Here is a 20,643-nt window from a genome sequence, read left to right on the forward strand (position 1 = left end):
AATTAGTATGTCTATTGCAAAAAAAGTTACACGAAGGTAGACAAATTTTTATATATAAATGAAATAAGGGTGTTAAAAAATAATTACTTACGTTAAGAATCATATAATTAACAAAAAAAACTTTTTAAAAATTGAGTTGTAAGTCTAATTTTTATTTATATATTTGCATCCTTAAAAAAATTAACTAAACAATTTGTTATGTACGCAATCGTAGAGATAGCAGGGCAACAATTTAAAGTAAGCAAAGACTTAAAGGTTTATGTTCACCGTTTATCTAATGAAGAAGGTTCAAAAGTTTCTTTTGACAAAGTTTTTTTATTAGATGACAATGGCACAATCACTTTAGGCGCCCCAGCTATAGAAGGTGCTTCAGTAGAAGCAAAAGTGTTACAACACTTAAAAGGTGATAAAGTAATCGTTTTCAAAAAGAAAAGAAGAAAAGGTTATAAAAAAAGAAATGGTCACCGTCAGTATTTAACGCAAATCCTTATTGAAGGTATTAGTGCTACTGGTGGAAAGAAAGCGGCTCCTAAAAAAGAAGCAGCTCCTAAAGTTGAAAAAGCAGTAGAAGAAGTAGCAGCTCCTAAAAAAGCAAAAGCGGCTCCTAAAGCAGAAAAAGCAACAGAAAAAGTAGCAGCTCCTAAAAAAGCTAAAAAAACAGATAGTCAAGAGTAATAACTTATAAAACCAAAACATCATGGCTCACAAGAAAGGTGTCGGTAGTTCGAAGAATGGTAGAGAATCACACTCAAAACGTTTAGGCGTTAAGATATATGGTGGTCAAGCTGCTATTGCTGGTAACATTATCGTAAGACAAAGAGGTTCAAAGCATAATCCAGGAGAAAATGTATATATTAGTAAAGATCATACTTTACACGCAAGAGTTGATGGAATTGTTAAATTCCAGAAAAAAGCTGGCGATAAATCGTTTGTTTCTATTATTCCTTTTGAAGCATAATCTAAATTATTTTAGATACCAAAAAAACCCGTTCTAAAAGAACGGGTTTTTTGTTATTCTTTCATTTTGAATGTATCCATAAACGCTGTAGTGTAATTTCCTGCAACATATTGTGGGTCTTCCATTAATTGTCTGTGAAATGGAATAGTTGTTTTTATCCCTTCGATATAAAATTCATCTAACGCACGCTTCATTTTGTTAATTGCCTCTTCTCTTGTTTGAGCCGTGGTAATTAATTTAGCAATCATGGAATCATAATTTGGCGGAATAGTATATCCTGCATAAACATGAGTATCTAATCGAACTCCGTGACCTCCTGGTGAGTGTAAAACTGTAATTTTACCTGGAGAAGGTCGGAAGTCATTGTAAGGATCTTCTGCGTTTATTCGGCACTCTATTGCGTGTAGATTTGGGAAGTAATTTTTTCCTGAAATTGGCACACCAGCAGCAACCATAATTTGTTCTCTAATTAAGTCGTAATCTACAACTTGCTCTGTAATTGGGTGTTCTACTTGAATACGTGTATTCATTTCCATAAAGTAGAAATTTCTATGTTTATCAACTAAAAATTCTACGGTTCCAGCACCTTCATATTTAATATATTCTGCAGCTTTTACTGCAGCTTCTCCCATTTTATTTCTCAATTCATCAGTCATGAATGGAGAAGGAGTTTCTTCTGTTAATTTTTGATGACGGCGTTGAACCGAGCAATCTCTTTCCGACAAGTGACATGCTTTTCCATAAGAATCTCCAACTACTTGAATTTCGATATGGCGAGGTTCTTCAATTAATTTTTCAAGATACATTCCGTCATTACCAAAAGCAGCAGCCGATTCTTGACGTGCACCTTCCCATGCTTTTAATAAGTCTTCTTGTTTCCATACCGCACGCATTCCTTTTCCACCACCACCAGCAGTTGCTTTAAGCATTACAGGGTAGCCAAATTCATTAGCTAATTTCTCAGCCTGTTCATAAGATTCAAGAATTCCAACAGAACCTGGTACACATGGAACACCTGCTTCAATCATGGTGGCTTTAGCCGAAGCCTTGTCACCCATTCTATCAATCATTTCTGGTGCCGCACCAATAAATTTGATTCCGTGCTCTTGGCAGATTTTAGAAAACTTAGCATTTTCTGATAAAAATCCGTAGCCAGGGTGAATTGCATCTGCATTTGTAATTTCTGCTGCAGCAATAATATTTGGCATTTTTAAATAGGACAAATTACTTGGTGCTGGTCCAATACAAACCGCTTCGTCTGCAAATTTTACGTGCAAACTTTCTGCATCAACAGTAGAATAAACCGCTACGGTCTTAATGCCCATTTCTTTACAGGTTCTAATTACTCTAAGAGCAATTTCCCCACGGTTGGCAATTAATATTTTTTTAAACATATTTTTTTAATTAGATAATTAGACAATGTGTCAATTAGACAATTTATGAAGAAAGAAAACTTCTAACTTCTAACTTCTAACTTCTAACTTTTTAAGATGGATCTACTAAAAATAATGGTTGATCAAATTCAACTGGTGACATGTCGTCAACAAGAATTTTTACAATTTTTCCAGAGATTTCAGCTTCAATTTCATTGAATAATTTCATTGCTTCAACTACACAAAGCACATCTCCTTTTGCAATTGAAGAACCTACTTCAATAAAAGATGGTTTATCTGGTGATGGTTTTCTATAAAAAGTTCCAATCATCGGTGATTTAATAGTCACATATTTAGAGTTATCCTCAGATGCTGCAGGAGCCGCTGGTGCTGCAGGAGCCGCAACTGGCGCAGGTGCAACAGCTTGTGGCATAGCCTGAGCCATAGGAGCTTGTTGTAAATAAGTGATTTCTGGAGAGTTTCCTTCTAGCGTAGTTCTAATAGTAATCTTTACATCTCCTGTCTCTAATTTTACTTCTGCAACTCCCGAATTGGAGACAAATTTTATTAGATTTTGAATTTCTTTTAAATCCATAATTAATTGTTTTAGTTATAGTTTATTTTTTGTTATAAGCCCATTTAAGGTAGATAGAACCCCATGTAAATCCGCCGCCAAAAGCAGCAAAGATAAGGTTATCTCCTTTTTTAAATTTATCTTCAAAATCACTTAGCAACAAGGGTAATGTTGCTGAAGTGGTGTTCCCATATTTTTGAATATTTACCAATACTTTATTTTCATCAAGGTCCATTCTAGAAGCGGTAGCGTCAATAATTCTTTTGTTTGCTTGATGCGCAATTAACCAATTTACATCCTCTTTAGTTAAATTGTTGCGTTGCATAATTTTTTCACTCACATCTGCCATTCCTGAAACTGCATATTTGAAAACAGTTTTTCCGTCTTGGAAAACAAAGTGTTGACTGTTTTCAACGGTTTCTTTTGAGGCTGGAAGTATAGAACCACCAGCATCAATTTTTAAATATTCTCTACCAATTCCGTCAGAGCGAAGGAATTCATCTTGTAATCCTAATCCTTCATGGTTAGGTTCAAATAATACAGCTCCAGCTCCATCTCCAAAGATGATGCAGGTTGCTCTATCAGTATAATCAATAATTGATGACATTTTATCGGCACCAATTAATAAAACTTTTTTATATCTACCCGATTGAATATAGGCAGCAGCAGTTGACATTCCGTAAAGAAAACTAGAACAAGCAGCTGATAAATCGTATGCAAATGCATTCACAGCGCCAATTTGAGTTGCAACATAAACTCCGGTTGTAGCTACTGGCATATCAGGAGTTGCAGTTGCCATAATTACTAAGTCAATTTCGGCAGGATCAATATCCCCTCGTTTAATTAAATCTTGTGCAGCTTTTATTGCTAAATAAGAAGTTCCTTTTCCTGGTTCTTTAAGTAATCTTCTTTCTTTTATTCCGGTTCTTGTTGAAATCCATTCGTCATTAGTATCTACTAAAGTTTCTAGAACTTCATTAGATAAAACAAAATCTGGAACATACCCACCGACAGCGGTAATTGCAGCTGTAATTGTATTCATATTGTTGTTTTAGCGCCTCTTTAAATTTGAGGTTAAAAAGAGGTGGAATTTACAAAAAAATATTTAGTTATAGTCCAAAATTTACAAAAAACAAAAAACTCCCACAGAGTGAGAGTTTAAATGTAAATTTAAATATAGATTAAGCAACAGCTTCTGATTTATCAATAACCACCTGTCCTCTATAGTACATTTTACCTTCATGCCAGTAGGCTCTGTGGTATAAATGTGCTTCTCCTGTAATTGGACAAGTTGCAATTGTTGCTGCAGTTGCTTTGTAATGTGTTCTTCTCTTATCTCTTCTTGTTTTGGAGATTTTTCTCTTAGGATGTGCCATTTTACTATATTATTTATCCGTTAATAGTTGTTTTAATTTGTCCCATCTTGGGTCAATATTTTCTTCTTTTTTATTTTCTAATTTTTGTTCTTTTATTGTAAGTTCAGAAAGTTTTTGCAATGCTTTTGTTTGTAAAGTTCCATCTTTTATACCTGGATGAATTCTTTTTAACGGAACCGATAGTACAATCATTTCATAAATATATTGTGCAATATCTATTTGATGTTCGCCGTGAGGCAATACTAATAGTTCTTCATTATCATCATTGAATTCTTCCCCAAATGTTACTACTAAATTAATTTTCCCTTTAATAGGTAAATCGAAAATCTCATTAGTTAAATCACAAGGAACAGTTACGGTGCCTTTGTGTTTAAAGGAAAGCTCCAACATGGTGCTTTTTTTTTCTAAAATTACATTTACTTGAATAGCACAATTTTCATATTCGTGGTATTCAAATTTTTCAAAGAACGCTTGATTAATTTGAAATTCAAATGGATGTTTTCCTAACTTTAATCCTATAAAAGGAATTAAAAATTCATTTGTAACTTTCATCATTTCATCAATTTGCCCTAACTGAAGATTCAGCTTTGGGAGTGCAAAGATATAAATTTATTGTAAATCTAAAAGACTTATCAGCATTTTTTTGAAACTAACTACTTTTCTTTTGTTTTTAGAGGGTTTTTAGTCAAATTGGCATACTCATTTCTTGAGTTATAAATGTCAATTGCCAGATAAACAGCTTCTTTAAATGATCCAAAATCGGCCACTCCTTTTCCGGCAATTTCATAAGCAGTTCCGTGATCTGGAGAAGTTCTAATTTTATTTAACCCTGCAGTATAGTTAACCCCAACGCCAAATGACAATGTTTTGAACGGAATTAATCCTTGATCGTGATAAGATGCTATAACGGCATCAAATTTCTCATATTGTCCACTTCCAAAGAAACCATCAGCTGAATACGGCCCAAAAGCAAAAATTCCTTTTTCAAATAATTTTTTTATTGCAGGTTTCATTATGGTTTCTTCTTCATTTCCAATAATTCCGCTATCACCTGCATGTGGATTCAATCCTAAAATAGCAATTTTAGGTTTATTTATTTTGAAATCTTGTTTAAGAGACAGATTTATAGTTTCAATTTTTTGAGTAATTAGCTTTTCCGTTAAGTGTTTTGCTACATCTGTAACAGGCACGTGATCTGTTAACAATCCAACCCTTAAGTTATCTTGAACCATAAACATTAAGGCATTTCCTTCTAATTCTTTATCTAAATAATCGGTATGTCCTGGAAATTTAAACTCATCCGATTGGATGTTGTATTTATTAATTGGCGCAGTTACAAGAACATCTACCAATCCTTCTTTTAAAGCTGCTGTAGCTGAAGTAAATGATTGTATAGCATATTTACCAACTGCTTCATCATTCTGACCGTAATTTATATCAACTCCTTCTTTCCAAACATTTAGCACATTAATTTTTCCTTTAACTAATTGGTCAATTCGATCAATCCCGTGAAGTGCCACTTCAGAATTTAAGTTTCTTTTTATGAATGATACTATTTTCACATTAGCAAAAATTACAGGCGTGCAAAGCTCTAACATTCGATTGTCCTCAAATGTTTTTAGAATTACTTCGCTTCCAATACCGTTTAAATCTCCTATTGAAATTCCAACGATAATATTTTCTGCTTTTTTCATAGGAGTTATTTCTTATTTATTGCTAATTTTGAAATGCAAATTTAGTAAAATAAAACGACAAATGTTTACAGGAATTATTGAAACCCTCGGAATTGTAACAGGCCTTAACAAACAAGATGGAAACTTGCATATTTCGGTAAGTAGTTCCATTACAAATGAGTTAAAGATAGATCAAAGTGTTGCCCATAACGGGGTTTGTCTTACGGTTATAGCTATTGAAAATGATATGTATACAGTAACCGCCATTCAAGAAACAATTGACAAAACTAATGTTGGAAATTGGAATGTTGGAGATAAAGTCAATTTAGAACGTGCTATGAAATTAGGCGATAGGTTGGACGGGCATATTGTTCAAGGACATGTTGATCAAACGGGCATTTGTAAATCAATAGTTGAGACGAATGGGAGTTGGCTTTATACATTTTCTTACGATGCCTCTTTAAATAATATCACTATCGAAAAAGGATCAATTACTGTTAACGGCGTGAGTTTAACGGTAGTAAATTCTTTGCTAAATGAATTTAGTGTTGCAATAATTCCGTATACCTACGAACATACTAATTTTCATAATTTTAAAGAAGGAACAAAAGTTAACCTTGAATTTGATGTTATTGGGAAGTATGTTTCAAAATTACATTCACTAAAGTAAAAAATTATTGCAATTATTGAATCTGAAAATCAAAAAATTAACAATTCTATGCCGTAATTATTTTATTATAAAGCACTGCATTTCCATCTGTTAATAGTGATACAAAATGACAAATATGCAACAACCTTTCATAAAGCGTTTCTTTTTTTACCAAATGTTTTTCAGGGAGAATTTTTAGCAATAAAGAATCAAAATTGGTTTTGGAATTATCAAAATCATTGTTGTATGCAGTGCAAAATTTATCCAATAAATTATTGATAATTTGATATCCGGTAATTTCTTTTTCAATTACTTCTCGACTTTGATAAATCTTCTTAACGCTAAGCTGAATGATATCATCTATTTGCGCTTTATATTTACTTTTATCCATTAAAGCATAAGAAAATTCCCCTTTTAATATGGCTTCTTCATTTTCTATAAAAACGCGTACCGCATCATTAATTAAATTTCCAATTGCCAATGCGCGCAGGTAGCTTATTCGATCCTCTTTATTAGTTAAGGTTTGGTATTTTGGAGTGTCAATAGTGTCTTTTACTAATTTTATTAAATATTCAAGGGCAAAATCTTCCGAAACTAAACCCAAGTTTATTCCATCTTCAAAGTCAATAATGGTATAGCAAATATCATCAGCAGCTTCAACTAAATAGGCCAACGGATGTCTTTCATAGCCAACATCATCACCTGTTTTATTTGGGATTAATCCCAATTCTTCAGCAACTTCTTTAAAAAACTCTTTGTCTGATTGAAAAAAACCATATTTTTTATCAGAGATATTTTGGGTTGGTTTTTTGGGTAAACTTTCTTTTGGATATTTCATAAAAGCGCCTAACACCGCATAAGTTAATCGGACACCACCTTCAATTCCCAAACGTGAACTTGTTAATACTGAAAAGCCATTGGCATTACCTTCAAAATCGATTAGGTCTTGCCACTCTTTTGCGGTTAATTGATCTTTGTATTTTTTGCCATTTCCAATAGAAAAATATTCTCCTATTGCTTTTTCTCCCGAATGTCCAAAAGGCGGATTTCCAATATCGTGGGCTAACGAAGCCGCTGCTACAATGGCTCCAAAATCATTGGCTTGAAATCCGTGAATTTCTTTTAGATGCGGGTATTTTTCAATAATCTTTTTTCCAACCAATCTTCCAATTGATCGGCCTACAACTGAAACTTCCAAACTATGCGTTAATCTGGTATGCACAAAATCGGTTTTAGAAAGCGGAATAACTTGCGTTTTATCCTGCAAACTTCTAAAAGGTGCCGAAAAAATAATTCGATCGTAATCTACTTCAAATCCCAGTCGAGTGTCATCTTGCTCTTTGCGTAATCGCTTGCTTGTGTCCCCTTGTCTTTTTAAGGATAATAATTGTTCCCAATGCATCATAGTTGTATGTGTTTATTTCTTATCGTTAGCCAAAAAGAAATTTCTAGATTTTTTTGGATATTGATTGTAGCTTTTATCACTCGGATTTGCAATAACCGTTTTTATATTAATCTCGTCGCCTAGTTTAAAACTGGCTTCGGTATATTGGTAATCTAATAAGTAGTCACCACAAAAATAATTTCCGTTTTCATCCTTTTCGATAATTCCTGTATAAACGCCTTTTTCTTTTGCCATTGTTTTTTATTTATTCAAATGTACGAATCTAAAACAAAAACAGCCATCTATCGACAGCCGTTTTATATTTGAATTCTAATACTATAATTTAATTAAGAACCACACATTTCGCAGTCATCGCCTCCGCTTCCGGCAGCATTTCGAGCGCGTTCTACCATTGCAGCAAAATCTTCTGCAGTCATTTCTCCGTTTTCAACTGGAGCAATAACTTCTACTGCATCAGCAGCAGGTTTATCTACAATAATTGGTTCTTCTTTCTTATCGTTATTTAAAGTAAACTTAATAGCATCAACTGCCGCTTTCGTTCTTAAATAATACATACCTGTTTTTAAGCCGCTTTTCCATGCATAAAAGTGCATCGAAGTAAGTTTTGCATAGTTTGCATCTTGCATGAACAAGTTCAACGATTGCGATTGGTCAATGAAGTAACCTCTATGACGACTCATGTCAATGATGTCTTTCATAGACATTTCCCATACTGTTTTGTATAACTCTTTTAAATCTTCTGGAATGTTTAGATCTTGAACCGATCCGTTGTTACGCATCAATTCTTGCTTTAAAGATTCTGTCCATAAACCACGCTCAACCAAATCATTTAATAAATGTTTGTTTACAACAATAAACTCTCCAGATAATACTCTACGAGTATAAATATTTGATGTATATGGTTCGAAAGCTTCGTTGTTTCCAAGAATTTGAGAAGTAGATGCAGTTGGCATTGGAGCAACTAAAAGTGAGTTTCTAACTCCGTTTTTCATTACTTCTTTTCTTAATCCAGCCCAATCCCATCTTCCAGAAAGTTCTTCATCTTTAATGTTCCATAAGTTGTGTTGGAATTCTCCTTTAGAAATTGGAGAACCTTTAAAGCTAGAATAAGGACCTTCTTCTTTTGCCATTTCCATAGAAGCCGTTACCGCAGCAAAGTATAACGTTTCAAATATATCTTGGTTTACTTGTTTTGCCTCATCACTTGTAAAAGGCAAACGCATCATGATGAATGCATCTGCTAATCCTTGAACTCCCAATCCAACTGGACGGTGACGCATGTTTGAATTTTCTGCTTCAATTACTGGGTAGTAATTACGGTCAATTACTTTATTTAAGTTTTTAGTAACTCGTTTGGTTACATTAAACAACAGTTCGTGATTGAATTGTCCGTTTTCAACAAACATTGGTAACGAGATAGAAGCTAAGTTACATACTGCAATTTCATCTGCAGAAGTGTACTCCATAATCTCTGTACAAAGGTTGGATGAACGAATCGTACCTAAATTCTTTTGATTTGATTTTCTATTTGCTGCATCTTTATACAACATATAAGGAGTTCCCGTTTCAATTTGAGATTCTAAGATTTTCTCCCAAAGTTCACGAGCCTTAACTGTTTTTCTACCTTTTCCTTGCGCTTCGTATGAAGTATATAAAGCTTCAAATTCTTCACCATAAACGGTATCTAATCCTGGGCATTCGTTCGGGCACATCAAAGTCCAAGTAGTATCTTCTTCTACTCGTTTCATGAATAAATCGGAAGTCCACATAGCAAAGAATAAATCTCTTGCACGCATTTCTTCTTTTCCGGTATTTTTCTTTAAATCTAAAAAGTCAAAAATATCAGCATGCCAAGTTTCCAAATAAATTGCAAAGCTTCCTTTTCTTTTTCCACCACCTTGATCTACATAACGAGCCGTATCGTTAAATACACGAAGCATTGGAACAATTCCGTTTGAAGTTCCGTTAGTACCACGAATATAAGATCCGGTTGCACGAACATTATGAATTGCTAAACCAATTCCTCCCGCCGATTGCGAAATTTTTGCAGTTTGTTTCAATGTGTCATATATACCATCAATACTATCGTCTTTCATTGTCAATAAGAAACAAGACGACATTTGAGGCTTAGGAGTTCCAGCGTTGAATAAAGTTGGCGTTGCGTGCGTAAAGAATTTCTTTGACATTAAGTCGTATGTTTCAATTACCGCTTCCAAGTCATTCATGTGAATTCCTACAGCAACACGCATTAACATATGTTGCGGGCGCTCTACAATTTTGCCATTAATTTTTAGCAAATACGAACGCTCTAAAGTTTTAAATCCAAAGTAATCGTAATTAAAATCACGGTTGTATATGATGTGAGAATTTAAAAATTCTGCATTTTCCTGAATTACATTATGTACCTCTTCCGAAAGTAAAGGTGCTTGTTGATTAGTTCTCGGGTTTACATAATGATACATTTCGTTCATTGTTTCCGAGAAGGATTTATTAGTATTTTTATGCAAGTTAGAAATTGCAATTCTTGCAGCCAATTGCGCATAATCTGGATGCGAAATTGTCATTGACGCCGCAGTTTCTGCAGCTAGATTATCTAATTCCGACGTAGTAACTCCGTCATAAAGACCTTCAATTACTCGCATTGCCACTTTTACAGCATCTACCAAATCATTTAAACCATAGCATAGTTTTTTAATTCTATCTGTGATTTTGTCAAACATTACTGGCTCTTTGTGGCCGTCTCTTTTTACTACGTACATAATTTTTCGTTTTTTGAAATAGAAAATCCCTTCTCTATTTCGGGTTATTTGTTAATTTTTTGAAGCTTATCCAGCTTTCCGTTGCAATCTTTTATTTTTTTCAATGAAAAAATAAAAGGATTTTCTCTGCAATCTGGGCTAACCCAAATTGTAACTAAAATTTTAATTGATGAAATATAGTTCCGAATTAAAAATCGGCGTCGAAACTAATTTTGCCAGATTCTGAATCCGAATTCATAACTCCAGCTTTTTGGTATTCGGCAACTCGTTTTTCAAAGAAATTAGTTTTCCCTTGAAGTGAAATCATGTCCATAAAATCAAATGGATTCGAAGAATTATAAACTCTATCACATCCTAATTCTACTAACAATCTGTCCGTAACAAACTCTAAATATTGCGTCATTAACGCTGCATTCATTCCAATTAAACTCACAGGAAGTGATTCGGTAATGAATTTTCTTTCAATATCTAACGCATTGGTAATAATTTCGGTAATTCTTGCTTTTGGCACTTTATTTACCAAATGGTGGTTGTGTAAATGCACTGCAAAATCACAATGAAGACCTTCATCACGAGAAATAAGTTCGTTTGAGAAAGTCAATCCCGGCATTAAACCTCTTTTTTTCAGCCAAAAAATAGAACAAAAAGAACCAGAAAAGAAAATTCCTTCAACAGCGGCAAAGGCAATTAGTCTTTCAGCAAATGAATCGGATTCAACCCAACGAAGAGCCCAATCTGCCTTTTCTCTAATTGCAGGGAAATTATCTATTGCATGAAATAACTCGTCTTTTTCTGCCTCATCTTTTACATAAGTATCAATTAAAAGAGAGTAGGTTTCACTGTGGATGTTTTCCATCATTAATTGAAACCCGTAGAAAAATTTTGCTTCAGGATATTGAACTTCACTTACAAAGTTTTCAGCTAAATTTTCGTTTACGATACCGTCAGAAGCAGCAAAAAATGCTAAAATATGCTTGATAAAATATTTTTCATCTGCACTTAATTTGTTATTCCAATCATTCAAATCGGTATGTAAATCAATTTCTTCGGCAGTCCAAATACAAGCCTCTTGCTTTTTATACCATTCCCAAATATCGTGATGCTTTATAGGAAAAATCACAAAGCGATCTTTGTTTTCTTTAAGAATTGGTTCAATGAAAGACATAATCTATTTATTTAGGGTTTTTTACTTTTTTCAACTGTTACAAAGGTTGACAATTTTAAATAAAAATGAAAGTCAAACTTATTCACAATCGCCTTTAGTTTTTAACAATGTATATAAATTAAGGGTTTCCAATGGTTTTGCATTAATCCCTTGTTTAACAGTTGTTTAAGTATATAGAAAAATACTAAAATCCAATAAAATAAGGGGTTTGTAGTTTTAAATTCAAATTTTTTATTTTAAAAAAAGCAAAAAAAAATCACGGAACAACCGTGATTTTTCAATTTATAAAATGAAAGAAATTTATTTTGCAGCGTCTTTATCAATATAGGTTTTATTTCCGTTTTTATTGATGTAATATTTGCCTCCATTTGGTCCAGTAAATACTTTATTTCCGTTATACATCCCGGATGCTTTATCACTAACTTTTGTTGCTTTTTCTTTAACAGATGTTACTTTTTCTTTAGCCTCTTTTTGAGAAGAATCAACTTTGTCTTTTACAGCTTTTGTTTTTGAATTAACTTCTTTTTCAACTTTTTGAACTTCTTTTTTTGTTCCTTTTTTAGTTTCAGTTACTTTTTCTTTAACGGTTGTTACTTTTTCTTTTTTTTCTTTCACCACTTTTTCAGCAGTTGCTTTTGTTTTTTTAGCTTTTGTTTTTTTGTCTTGTGCATAAAATGTATTTGAGAAAACAAAAACCAAACACAATAAAATCAATTTTTTCATAGGATTAATTATTTTAAATTATCCTAAAAGTTACGGATTGTTTTAAAAAATATAGCAATTTTAAAGTAGGTGTTGCCGAAAGTTTTTTTCTGAAATTCAGGTAATTATTAATTTCAAAGTTTGAAAATTTTTAAAATTGGATTCAATATTATTTTATCAAACACTTGTTTTTAAACGGTTTACAATTAAATAATAATTAAAAAAACGCTCTTAATTGCACATTACCTGTGTGAATAATTTGACTGTTGTCTGATTTTCGACCTTGATAATTAATATTTAAATCTAAATATTGCGTAAGGTTTTTCTGTACAAGCAAGCGCCAAGTTGAATTTTTTCCTGCCTGTAATCCTTCAAGCATTTGAAATGCAACTGGAGATAATTGGTCGCCAATAAATGCATTGTCATATAAGGAGTATTCTCCGTTTATAGTAATTTTCTTTTCTCCAGAGTAGGTAAAAGTAGCTCCAAGTCGTTGTTGTTTTAATTGTTCTAAATTATTAATGGTATTTTCCTTGTTTTTGTATTCATATATAAAGGACAAACTGACATTGCTATTAAACAAATACGAAATTTTTGGGCCTACTGAATAATTATTTATTTCGAAATTTCTCGAAGCATAATTATCCGAAACACTGGATGTTTTTGATTGAGAGGTGTCTAAATTAAACAACCAACTCTTTTTATATAAATGGGCATATTGCAATTGATTGGATTGCGAAGTATTTTCTTGCGACCCTATAGACAGCAAACTTTTTACATGACTATTTAAAAAAGTATACGTAATGGAATGGTCTTGTTTTCCGCGATTATAAAACAAACTATTTCTGAAATTCGTGTTCAATCCTAATAAATTATCCGAGCTAGTTGAAAATGGATTGAGGTTAAAATTATATGAATCTCTTAGAATTTTTCGATCTATAGAAAACGATGTTTGGTTGTAAAAATAGGATAGCACTTTTTTAAATCCTTTTTCATTTATCCACTGCGATGGTGATAATGTAATAGATTGCGAAAATTTATTTTGATGGGTTTTAACAAAAATTTGATTTGGTAAAAACACCCGAATGTATTTGGCCTGATCTGGAAATGGCGCTACTTCAAACTCTTGTAATTCTTGAATTCCGTTGCCATTGTAATCGTTCCACATGAAAACGCCCTGCCCAGGATTGACTTGTAAATAGGTAAATTCTTGCTGGGCAATGGTTCCCGAAGCCGTTTCGTAAGCCGAAGTAACTTGAATTTTTTGTTGAAAATAAGAATCGTTATACAAAATTCTAGAATTCAATGAAGGCTCTGTGCTCCTTGTCGGATCAGTATAAGTTAAGCGTCTGTAATTTACAAATGCCGATAAATTGGTTCTTTGATTTTGAATTAATTTCGATTTAATATAATAGGAGTCGGAGGTATTAACCCGTTTCAAAAATCCATTCTGCACACTATCGTTGGTTCGATGTAAATAACCCGCTTCGGCATAAACTTTCAAGCTGTCTCCGCGTCCAATAAAACTTCCAAACTCAGCATATTTTTGACTCAAAGCACTTAAATTATTGGTCGCGACTAATTTTTCTTGGTTGTCTTCTGCACTAAAACTTCCGCCAATCCAATTTTTTTTAAAATGATATTTTGCTAAAGTTTGATTTCGAGCAAAAGTAGAAGTTGAAATTGTGCCCGAACTTTTTAGGTAGCTTCCATTTTGGGAAACTACCAAATGATTTTTTTTAATATTTGCCTGAATCAAATTTCGAGTACCCGAAAAGCTGTCGGCAAAATCTAGTTTTTCTAATTGGTATTTAATTGCTCCGTTTTCTTTTAAATCAAAATTCAAACCGGTAACAAATAAACTTTGATTTCCAGATGGATTGACAATGTTCCAATCACGGTTGAATTCTATAGTAAACAAGCGCTCAATGGTTTTATAATTACTTTGAATTTGTTGAAAATTTGCAAATGCATCCACATTAAATTTACCAGAATACAATCGTTGTTTGGCATTAAATTTTGCGGCAATTCCGTGGTTATTGGAATCATCTAGATTGGAAAATAAATTCATATCATTATTGCTTACGCCCAATTCAAAATCAAAATTTGTTTTTTCTGAAGGATTAAACTTTCCTAAAACAGTAGCAATTTGAAGTTTGGTTGGCGCCACTAATTTGGTTACGGGCTCATAATTTCCTTGAAGAATTCCATTTATTGGAGCAATATATTCATAGATTTTTCCAACAGCAGCGCTATTTGAAAGAATATAATTTCCTAAATTATTTCCAACCAAAGTAAATTTCACATTGTATAAAACATCGGTAGCAACATTCGAATATTGAAAGACTTCGATTCCTCCTAAATTGATTTTTTTGTACAATATTTTATTTTCAGAATAACTGTCTATATATGCAGAAGGTGCCGCCATTAATAAAGAATCGTCTCCAGCATTCATTAAAACATTGACCTGGTCAGTGGTAAGATTTTGTTGCAGTGGTTGATTTTTCACATCATTTTCAGAGTACAAAAATCCGCCAATGCTCCATTTTTCTTGTTCGTGCGTGGCTCCTGCATAAGTAACAAACCGGGTATAACTTCTTTCGGAATATTGGTATTCAATCACAATTCGCATTTCGGAAGTAATTGGAAAAAGAGAAGTAAATTTGATTTCTCCTGCGTTATAATCAATTACATAATCGTTGTTTTCTCCTCTTTTAAGTAGTATTCCGTTCACATAAACCCGCTCCGAACCTGAAATCACCAAAACATACAATTCGCCGTTATTACCTTTTAACTTATAAGGACCCTGATTTCCCTCTTTTCCTGTGAAACTACTTTTTGCATATTGTCCTCTAACTAGAGCGGCCGAAGCAAATATATCCGTTTTGTTTTCAGAGGTTCCAAGGGTGAAATGCGTTGATAATCCTTGTACTTTCTTATTAAAATTTAGAAATTTGGATTGCCTATTTTCTAGAAATAAATCTCCGGCTCTAATGCTCCACTTGTCCGAAAATAATTCGATAAAAATTTGATCAAATTCATCTAATTTTTGCGAATAACCACCACTTTGCAAAGGGATGTTGGTGTCTTGTATGGAAGCTCTAATCGAAACTTTATTTGAAATCCTTCCGGTAATTTGTAAATCGAGATTAGAATTTAGTGTTGAATTTTGGTTGTTACCAATGGTTATTCCACGGGTAATACTTCCTGAAGTATTGAGGCCATCAAAGGGCTTGAAGGGTTTTATATTTTCTCTTTTTAGAGCATATAAATTTCCCGCTTCATTTGGGATTATTCTAGCATCATCATAAATCGAATAGGATTTGGTAAGAAATTCCGGAAATTTTAAATACCGAATGGTAAGTGAATCTTGGGCAACATAATTGTTTTTAAAAATTAATTTGCCCTTTTGAAAATCCATTTTATAAAATGTGGTATCTACAAGATTTCCTTGTTTGTCAATAATCTTAAAAAAAGATTGATTGATACTTACTTTATCAATGGTGATGGTGTCTTTTGAGAAGGCAATTTTTTTGTTTTTATAGGGTGTTTCTATTTCTTGAGCAAAAATGCCCGAAAAGCAGAATAACAACATCCATAAAAAACTATTTTTTAACATAAATAAGATAACTCCTAAATGTCAAAAGTAGTATTTATTATCCGAAAAATTGTTGAGGAATTTATTCCTTGGTAACCACCTGCATGGTTTCTCTAGAAATTTGTTTCAATAATACCACTTTGTCTTTTTCTACCATTTCGGCAGCGTCTTTAGTAAAGTGACGAATGGTATATAAAGAGACATTTTCGTTATACGAAACCTTAAATTTCTTAGCAAGAATTGCTTTTAATTCGTTGAAATTTTCAAATTTATCTTCCATACATACCGAGAAACTAATCGCCGAATTTTGAATTAAGCTCACTTTCATTTTGTATTGGTGAAACAAAGAGAAGATTTCGCTGATGTTTTCCTCCATAATAAATGAAAAATCAATAGAAGATAAGGACAGCAACAACTGGTTTTTCTTTACAATAAAACACGATGTTTTAGGTTCTAAATCTTCGCCTTTAGAAACGCTAGTTCCAGGCAGTAAAGGGTTGATAAACGATTTTACATACAACGGAATTTCTTTTCTTTGAAGTGGTTGTAATGTTTTTGGATGAATAACAGATGCTCCATAAAATGCCAATTCAATAGCTTCTTTGTAGGATATTTGATTCAGTAAAACCGCATTTTCAAAATACCTTGGGTCGGCATTCATTACCCCGGGAACATCTTTCCATATTGTAACGCTTTCAGCACTAAGGCAATATGCGAAAATTGCAGCCGTATAATCAGATCCCTCACGACCTAAAGTAGTTGTAAAATTATTAGCATCCGAACCGATGAAGCCTTGTGTGATGTTTATGGTTTTTTTCTTAATCCCTTTTGAAATTAATTTTTGAGTCTGCTCCCAATCTACATTGGCATCCCGATAATTAGTATCGGTTTTAATGAAATTTCTAACATCTATCCAATTGTTTTTAAGTCCTTTTTCATTTAGGTAATAGCTCACAATTGTGGTAGAAACAATTTCTCCGTAACTGATTACTTGATCGTAAACAAAATTGTAATTTGGCGATTTATTACTGCGTAAAAAATATTCTAAATCGGCTAAGTGGCTATTTACAGTAAAGAACACTTCATGATCTTCATCTTCAAATAAATCTAACAATATTTGGTTGTGGTATTTGCGCACTTCTTGTAATGAGGCATGAAATGCACTCGATTTTTCAAAGTAGTTTTTAATCACAACTTCTAGCGCATTAGTAGTTTTTCCCATTGCCGAAATCACTAAAAGCACCTCTTCAGCACCTACTTTATTTAATAAATCAAATACATTTTTTATTCCTTCTGCATCTTTTACAGAAGCACCACCAAACTTAAAAACTTTCATGTGCTTAAAAATTCCAATTGTTTAATTCCAAATTTAAAATATTTCCCAAAGCTATTAAAAACAAATTTAAAAGTTACGAATTTGATTTTAAAAATGCTGCTATTCCTTGTTCATCCATTTGAACTAAACGCCAATCTGATAAAACTTTAGCGCCCGTTTTTTCATAAAAATCGATAGCATTTTGATTCCAATCCAATACCGCCCATTCAATTCTTCGAACTCCGTCTTTTTCACCTTGTTTAATCACTTCTTTGTAAAGTGCCATTCCGGCGCCAATTCCGCGTTCTTTTTCTCTCACAATTAAATCCTCAAGATGAATTGTTTTTCCTTTCCAAGTAGAGTAACGATAATAATACAATGCAATTCCAATAATTTGATCATTTAATTCCGCAACAAAACAATGAAAAAGTGGATTTGGTGAAAACCCATCTCTTACTAAATCTTCTTCAGTCACCACAACGGCATCAGGTTCTTTTTCAAAGACCGCTAATTCTTTAATTAAAGATAAAACAGCGGGCATGTCAGTTGGGGTTCCTTTTCTAATTATCATAGCTATAAACAGTAATTATTTGATTTTTGAATCAAAACAAAGGTAATTTTAATTTTGTAAAAAAAGATGACATAATTCCCTACATTTCTTATGTTATTTTTAAATATTAAATTACATTTGCGGTCTAACTACAACGATTTCGTAAAATGGAAAACAAGAACACTACTTTGGGTGAATTCATCATTGAAAACCAAAATGCTTTTCAATATTCTTCTGGGGAATTATCTCGAATTATTAACTCGATTCGGTTGGCCGCCAAAGTGGTAAATTATAAGGTAAATAAAGCCGGGTTGGTTGATATTGTAGGCGCTGCTGGAGAACAAAACATTCAAGGGGAAGACCAGCAAAAACTAGATGTTTATGCCAATGAAGTTTTTATTCAAACATTGATTAATCGCGAAATTGTATGTGGAATTGCATCTGAAGAAAACGATGATTTTATTACCGTTGCCGGAAACGATCAAAGCCATAACAATAAATATGTAGTTTTAATGGATCCTTTAGACGGGTCGTCCAATATTGATGTGAATGTTTCTGTAGGGACTATTTTTTCGGTATATAGAAGAATTACTCCTTTGGGCACACCAGTAACCGTTGAAGATTTTTTACAAAAAGGAATTAACCAAGTTGCTGCCGGATATGTAATTTATGGTACTTCAACCATGCTCGTTTATACTACTGGACATGGCGTAAATGGGTTTACCTTAAATCCAGCAATCGGAACTTTTTATTTATCACATCCCAACATGCAGTTTTCTAAAGATGGAGTTATTTATTCTATCAATGAAGGAAATTATGTTCACTTTCCGCAAGGAGTAAAAAATTATATTAAATATTGCCAGTTAGAAGAAGGGGATCGCCCTTATACTTCAAGATATATTGGAAGCTTAGTTTCAGATATTCATCGAAATATTATTAAAGGCGGAATATACATTTATCCAACCAGCTCAAAAGCTCCAAATGGAAAACTTCGATTGTTATACGAATGCAATCCTATGGCATTTATTGCCGAGCAAGCTGGCGGAAAAGCAAGTGATGGCTATCAAAGAATATTAGAAATTCAACCAACTGAACTGCACCAACGCGTTCCGTTTTTTTGCGGAAGCTACAATATGGTTAAAAAAGCAGAAGAATTTATGCTTGAATTTAAATAAGAAATATTTTGTATGTTTACCTTTATTAAATTTAAAAGACATTTTATATGGATGAATTTTTAATTTTTGTCAAAGTTGGACTCGAACATGTATTAAATATTCATGCTTACGATCATTTGTTATTTTTAATAGCATTAACCGTTCCCTATGTTGCAAAAGACTGGAAACGGATAATTATTTTGGTTTCCTGTTTCACTTTGGGACATACTATTTCGTTGTTACTATCGGTTTTTAATATCATAACGGTAAAAAGTGATTGGGTAGAATTACTAATTCCTATCACCATTTTTATTGCCGCATTATCTAACATAATTTTTGCAGGTAAGGCTTCAAAAAACGGAACAATTACATTTATAGGCGCAGTTACTGTGTTTTTTGGAATTATTCATGGGCTCGGATTTTCTAATTATTTTAACACCTTATTGCCAGGAAAATCAACAGATAAGTTACTGCCGCTTTTAGAATTTGCACTTGGGATAGAAGGTGCTCAAATAGTAGTTGTAATTGCGGTTTTGATATTAGCATTTATTGCACAAACACTTCTAAAGTTTAATAAAAGGGATTTTAATTTAATAATGTCTAGTTTTGTTCTTGGAGTTGTGGTTCCCTTAATAATAGAAAATCCTATTTGGAAGAAATAAATTGTTTGGTTTATTTTTGGGTTAGTATATTTGCAATCCAAAAAACAAATGAACTTCATACTTTGTATCAAACAAGATGAAAGAAAAAAAGCAAAATAAATATGACAAGGCTTACTTAAGAATTGCTGCCGAATGGAGCAAGTTGTCTTATTGTAAACGCAAACAAGTTGGAGCTATAATCGTTCGTGACAAGATGATAATTTCTGATGGGTATAATGGAACGCCATCTGGATTTGAAAATTGTTGTGAAGATGAAGAAGGGTTAACCCAATGGTATGTGCTTCACGCAGAAGCAAATGCTATTTTAAAAGTGGCTCGATCTACTCAAACTTGTGAAAATGCTACCTTGTATATTACACTTTCACCATGCAAAGAATGCAGTAAATTAATTCACCAATCTGGGATAAAAAGAGTGGTTTATAAAGATGGTTATAAAGACACTTCTGGATTAGATTTTTTGACTAAAGCCGGAATTGAAGTAGCTCAAATTGAAGATTTAGAGTAACTAAATCCTTGACTATTGATTGTTTAGTTTATCGTCTATTTTTTTAGATAACTTAAAAATAAGTAGAATAAAAATAGCACAAAAAGAAGCAACTACACCAATTAGCGCAATACTACTATTTCCTTCAAATGGCTTATTAAAATCTATCATGGTAAGATTAAAAATGATTAATCCGATGGCCATTACAATAAGTAAGGAAGTAAAAATTTTCATAACTTTAATTTA

Annotated in this window: 21 protein-coding genes; 6 read left to right on the plus strand and 15 right to left on the minus strand. The window is 32.8% G+C overall.

Annotation, left to right across the window (positions count from 1 at the left end):
• The first annotated feature begins 198 nt into the window (after positions 1 to 198).
• Together rplU and rpmA are read left to right on the plus strand one after the other, a co-directional pair.
• Positions 199 to 675: a 50S ribosomal protein L21 gene (rplU, locus tag ABWO08_RS06575; protein ID WP_353084489.1), complete on the plus strand. Its 477-nt coding sequence runs from the start codon at positions 199 to 201 to the stop codon at positions 673 to 675.
• Between the two features lie 22 nt (positions 676 to 697).
• The gene (rpmA, locus tag ABWO08_RS06580) at positions 698 to 958 is read left to right on the plus strand and encodes a 50S ribosomal protein L27 (RefSeq protein WP_353084491.1); all 261 of its coding nucleotides are present in this window, start codon (positions 698 to 700) and stop codon (positions 956 to 958) included.
• Between the two features lie 53 nt (positions 959 to 1,011).
• On the opposite strand, the gene accC is transcribed toward rpmA, so the two are convergent.
• The 6 genes from accC to pdxA all read right to left on the minus strand — a co-directional run bounded on the left by accC (position 1,012) and on the right by pdxA (position 5,975).
• On the minus strand, positions 1,012 to 2,352 hold the full coding sequence (gene accC, locus ABWO08_RS06585) for an acetyl-CoA carboxylase biotin carboxylase subunit (protein WP_353084493.1): 1,341 nt from the start codon (positions 2,350 to 2,352) through the stop codon (positions 1,012 to 1,014).
• 91 nt (positions 2,353 to 2,443) lie between these two features.
• Complete coding sequence (gene accB / locus ABWO08_RS06590) at positions 2,444 to 2,926, minus strand: acetyl-CoA carboxylase biotin carboxyl carrier protein (protein ID WP_353084495.1); 483 nt, start codon at positions 2,924 to 2,926, stop codon at positions 2,444 to 2,446.
• Positions 2,927 to 2,948: 22 nt separating this feature from the next.
• Positions 2,949 to 3,947 carry a beta-ketoacyl-ACP synthase III gene (locus ABWO08_RS06595; protein WP_353084496.1) on the minus strand — a complete coding sequence of 333 codons (999 nt, stop codon included), beginning with the start codon at positions 3,945 to 3,947 and terminating at the stop codon, positions 2,949 to 2,951.
• A 139-nt stretch (positions 3,948 to 4,086) separates the two neighbouring features.
• Complete coding sequence (gene rpmF, locus ABWO08_RS06600) at positions 4,087 to 4,281, minus strand: 50S ribosomal protein L32 (protein WP_353084498.1); 195 nt, start codon at positions 4,279 to 4,281, stop codon at positions 4,087 to 4,089.
• A 9-nt stretch (positions 4,282 to 4,290) separates the two neighbouring features.
• Positions 4,291 to 4,833 (minus strand): YceD family protein, encoded by a 543-nt coding sequence (locus tag ABWO08_RS06605; protein WP_353084569.1) that lies wholly within the window; start codon positions 4,831 to 4,833, stop codon positions 4,291 to 4,293.
• Between the two features lie 101 nt (positions 4,834 to 4,934).
• Complete coding sequence (gene pdxA / locus ABWO08_RS06610; protein WP_353084500.1) at positions 4,935 to 5,975, minus strand: 4-hydroxythreonine-4-phosphate dehydrogenase PdxA; 1,041 nt, start codon at positions 5,973 to 5,975, stop codon at positions 4,935 to 4,937.
• A gap of 61 nt (positions 5,976 to 6,036) precedes the next feature.
• On the opposite strand from pdxA, the gene ABWO08_RS06615 reads away from it, so the two are divergent.
• Positions 6,037 to 6,624 carry a riboflavin synthase gene (locus tag ABWO08_RS06615; protein WP_353084502.1) on the plus strand — a complete coding sequence of 196 codons (588 nt, stop codon included), beginning with the start codon at positions 6,037 to 6,039 and terminating at the stop codon, positions 6,622 to 6,624.
• A gap of 46 nt (positions 6,625 to 6,670) precedes the next feature.
• On the opposite strand, the gene ABWO08_RS06620 is transcribed toward ABWO08_RS06615, so the two are convergent.
• The 8 genes from ABWO08_RS06620 to ABWO08_RS06655 all read right to left on the minus strand — a co-directional run bounded on the left by ABWO08_RS06620 (position 6,671) and on the right by ABWO08_RS06655 (position 18,118).
• Positions 6,671 to 8,005 (minus strand): deoxyguanosinetriphosphate triphosphohydrolase, encoded by a 1,335-nt coding sequence (locus ABWO08_RS06620; RefSeq protein WP_353084571.1) that lies wholly within the window; start codon positions 8,003 to 8,005, stop codon positions 6,671 to 6,673.
• Between the two features lie 15 nt (positions 8,006 to 8,020).
• Positions 8,021 to 8,242: a hypothetical protein gene (locus ABWO08_RS06625; RefSeq protein WP_353084504.1), complete on the minus strand. Its 222-nt coding sequence runs from the start codon at positions 8,240 to 8,242 to the stop codon at positions 8,021 to 8,023.
• Between the two features lie 92 nt (positions 8,243 to 8,334).
• Positions 8,335 to 10,767 (minus strand): ribonucleoside-diphosphate reductase subunit alpha, encoded by a 2,433-nt coding sequence (locus ABWO08_RS06630; protein ID WP_353084506.1) that lies wholly within the window; start codon positions 10,765 to 10,767, stop codon positions 8,335 to 8,337.
• 187 nt (positions 10,768 to 10,954) lie between these two features.
• A complete protein-coding gene (locus tag ABWO08_RS06635) occupies positions 10,955 to 11,932 on the minus strand; it encodes a ribonucleotide-diphosphate reductase subunit beta (protein WP_353084508.1) in 978 nt (325 codons plus the stop codon).
• A 300-nt stretch (positions 11,933 to 12,232) separates the two neighbouring features.
• Complete coding sequence (locus ABWO08_RS06640) at positions 12,233 to 12,655, minus strand: hypothetical protein (protein WP_353084510.1); 423 nt, start codon at positions 12,653 to 12,655, stop codon at positions 12,233 to 12,235.
• Between the two features lie 196 nt (positions 12,656 to 12,851).
• Positions 12,852 to 16,253: a DUF8818 domain-containing protein gene (locus ABWO08_RS06645; RefSeq protein WP_502902959.1), complete on the minus strand. Its 3,402-nt coding sequence runs from the start codon at positions 16,251 to 16,253 to the stop codon at positions 12,852 to 12,854.
• A 61-nt stretch (positions 16,254 to 16,314) separates the two neighbouring features.
• The gene (locus ABWO08_RS06650) at positions 16,315 to 17,568 is read right to left on the minus strand and encodes an aspartate kinase (protein WP_353084515.1); all 1,254 of its coding nucleotides are present in this window, start codon (positions 17,566 to 17,568) and stop codon (positions 16,315 to 16,317) included.
• Between the two features lie 73 nt (positions 17,569 to 17,641).
• Positions 17,642 to 18,118 carry a GNAT family N-acetyltransferase gene (locus tag ABWO08_RS06655; RefSeq protein ID WP_353084517.1) on the minus strand — a complete coding sequence of 159 codons (477 nt, stop codon included), beginning with the start codon at positions 18,116 to 18,118 and terminating at the stop codon, positions 17,642 to 17,644.
• A gap of 146 nt (positions 18,119 to 18,264) precedes the next feature.
• Here ABWO08_RS06655 and fbp point away from each other — a divergent pair, with 146 nt between their 5' ends.
• From fbp to ABWO08_RS06670, 3 genes are all read left to right on the plus strand, one after another.
• On the plus strand, positions 18,265 to 19,272 hold the full coding sequence (gene fbp / locus ABWO08_RS06660) for a class 1 fructose-bisphosphatase (RefSeq protein ID WP_353084518.1): 1,008 nt from the start codon (positions 18,265 to 18,267) through the stop codon (positions 19,270 to 19,272).
• Between the two features lie 47 nt (positions 19,273 to 19,319).
• Positions 19,320 to 19,913, plus strand: coding sequence for a HupE/UreJ family protein (locus tag ABWO08_RS06665; protein WP_353084520.1), 594 nt, complete (start codon positions 19,320 to 19,322; stop codon positions 19,911 to 19,913).
• A 76-nt stretch (positions 19,914 to 19,989) separates the two neighbouring features.
• Positions 19,990 to 20,418 (plus strand): deoxycytidylate deaminase, encoded by a 429-nt coding sequence (locus ABWO08_RS06670; RefSeq protein WP_353084522.1) that lies wholly within the window; start codon positions 19,990 to 19,992, stop codon positions 20,416 to 20,418.
• A gap of 12 nt (positions 20,419 to 20,430) precedes the next feature.
• Here the strand turns inward: ABWO08_RS06670 and ABWO08_RS06675 are convergent, their stop codons facing one another.
• Positions 20,431 to 20,631 (minus strand): hypothetical protein, encoded by a 201-nt coding sequence (locus tag ABWO08_RS06675; RefSeq protein WP_353084524.1) that lies wholly within the window; start codon positions 20,629 to 20,631, stop codon positions 20,431 to 20,433.
• Positions 20,632 to 20,643: the final 12 nt, after the last annotated feature.

Origin of the sequence: Flavobacterium sp. (assembly GCF_040383245.1) — a bacterium.
Taxonomy (GTDB): Bacteria; Bacteroidota; Bacteroidia; order Flavobacteriales; family Flavobacteriaceae; genus Flavobacterium.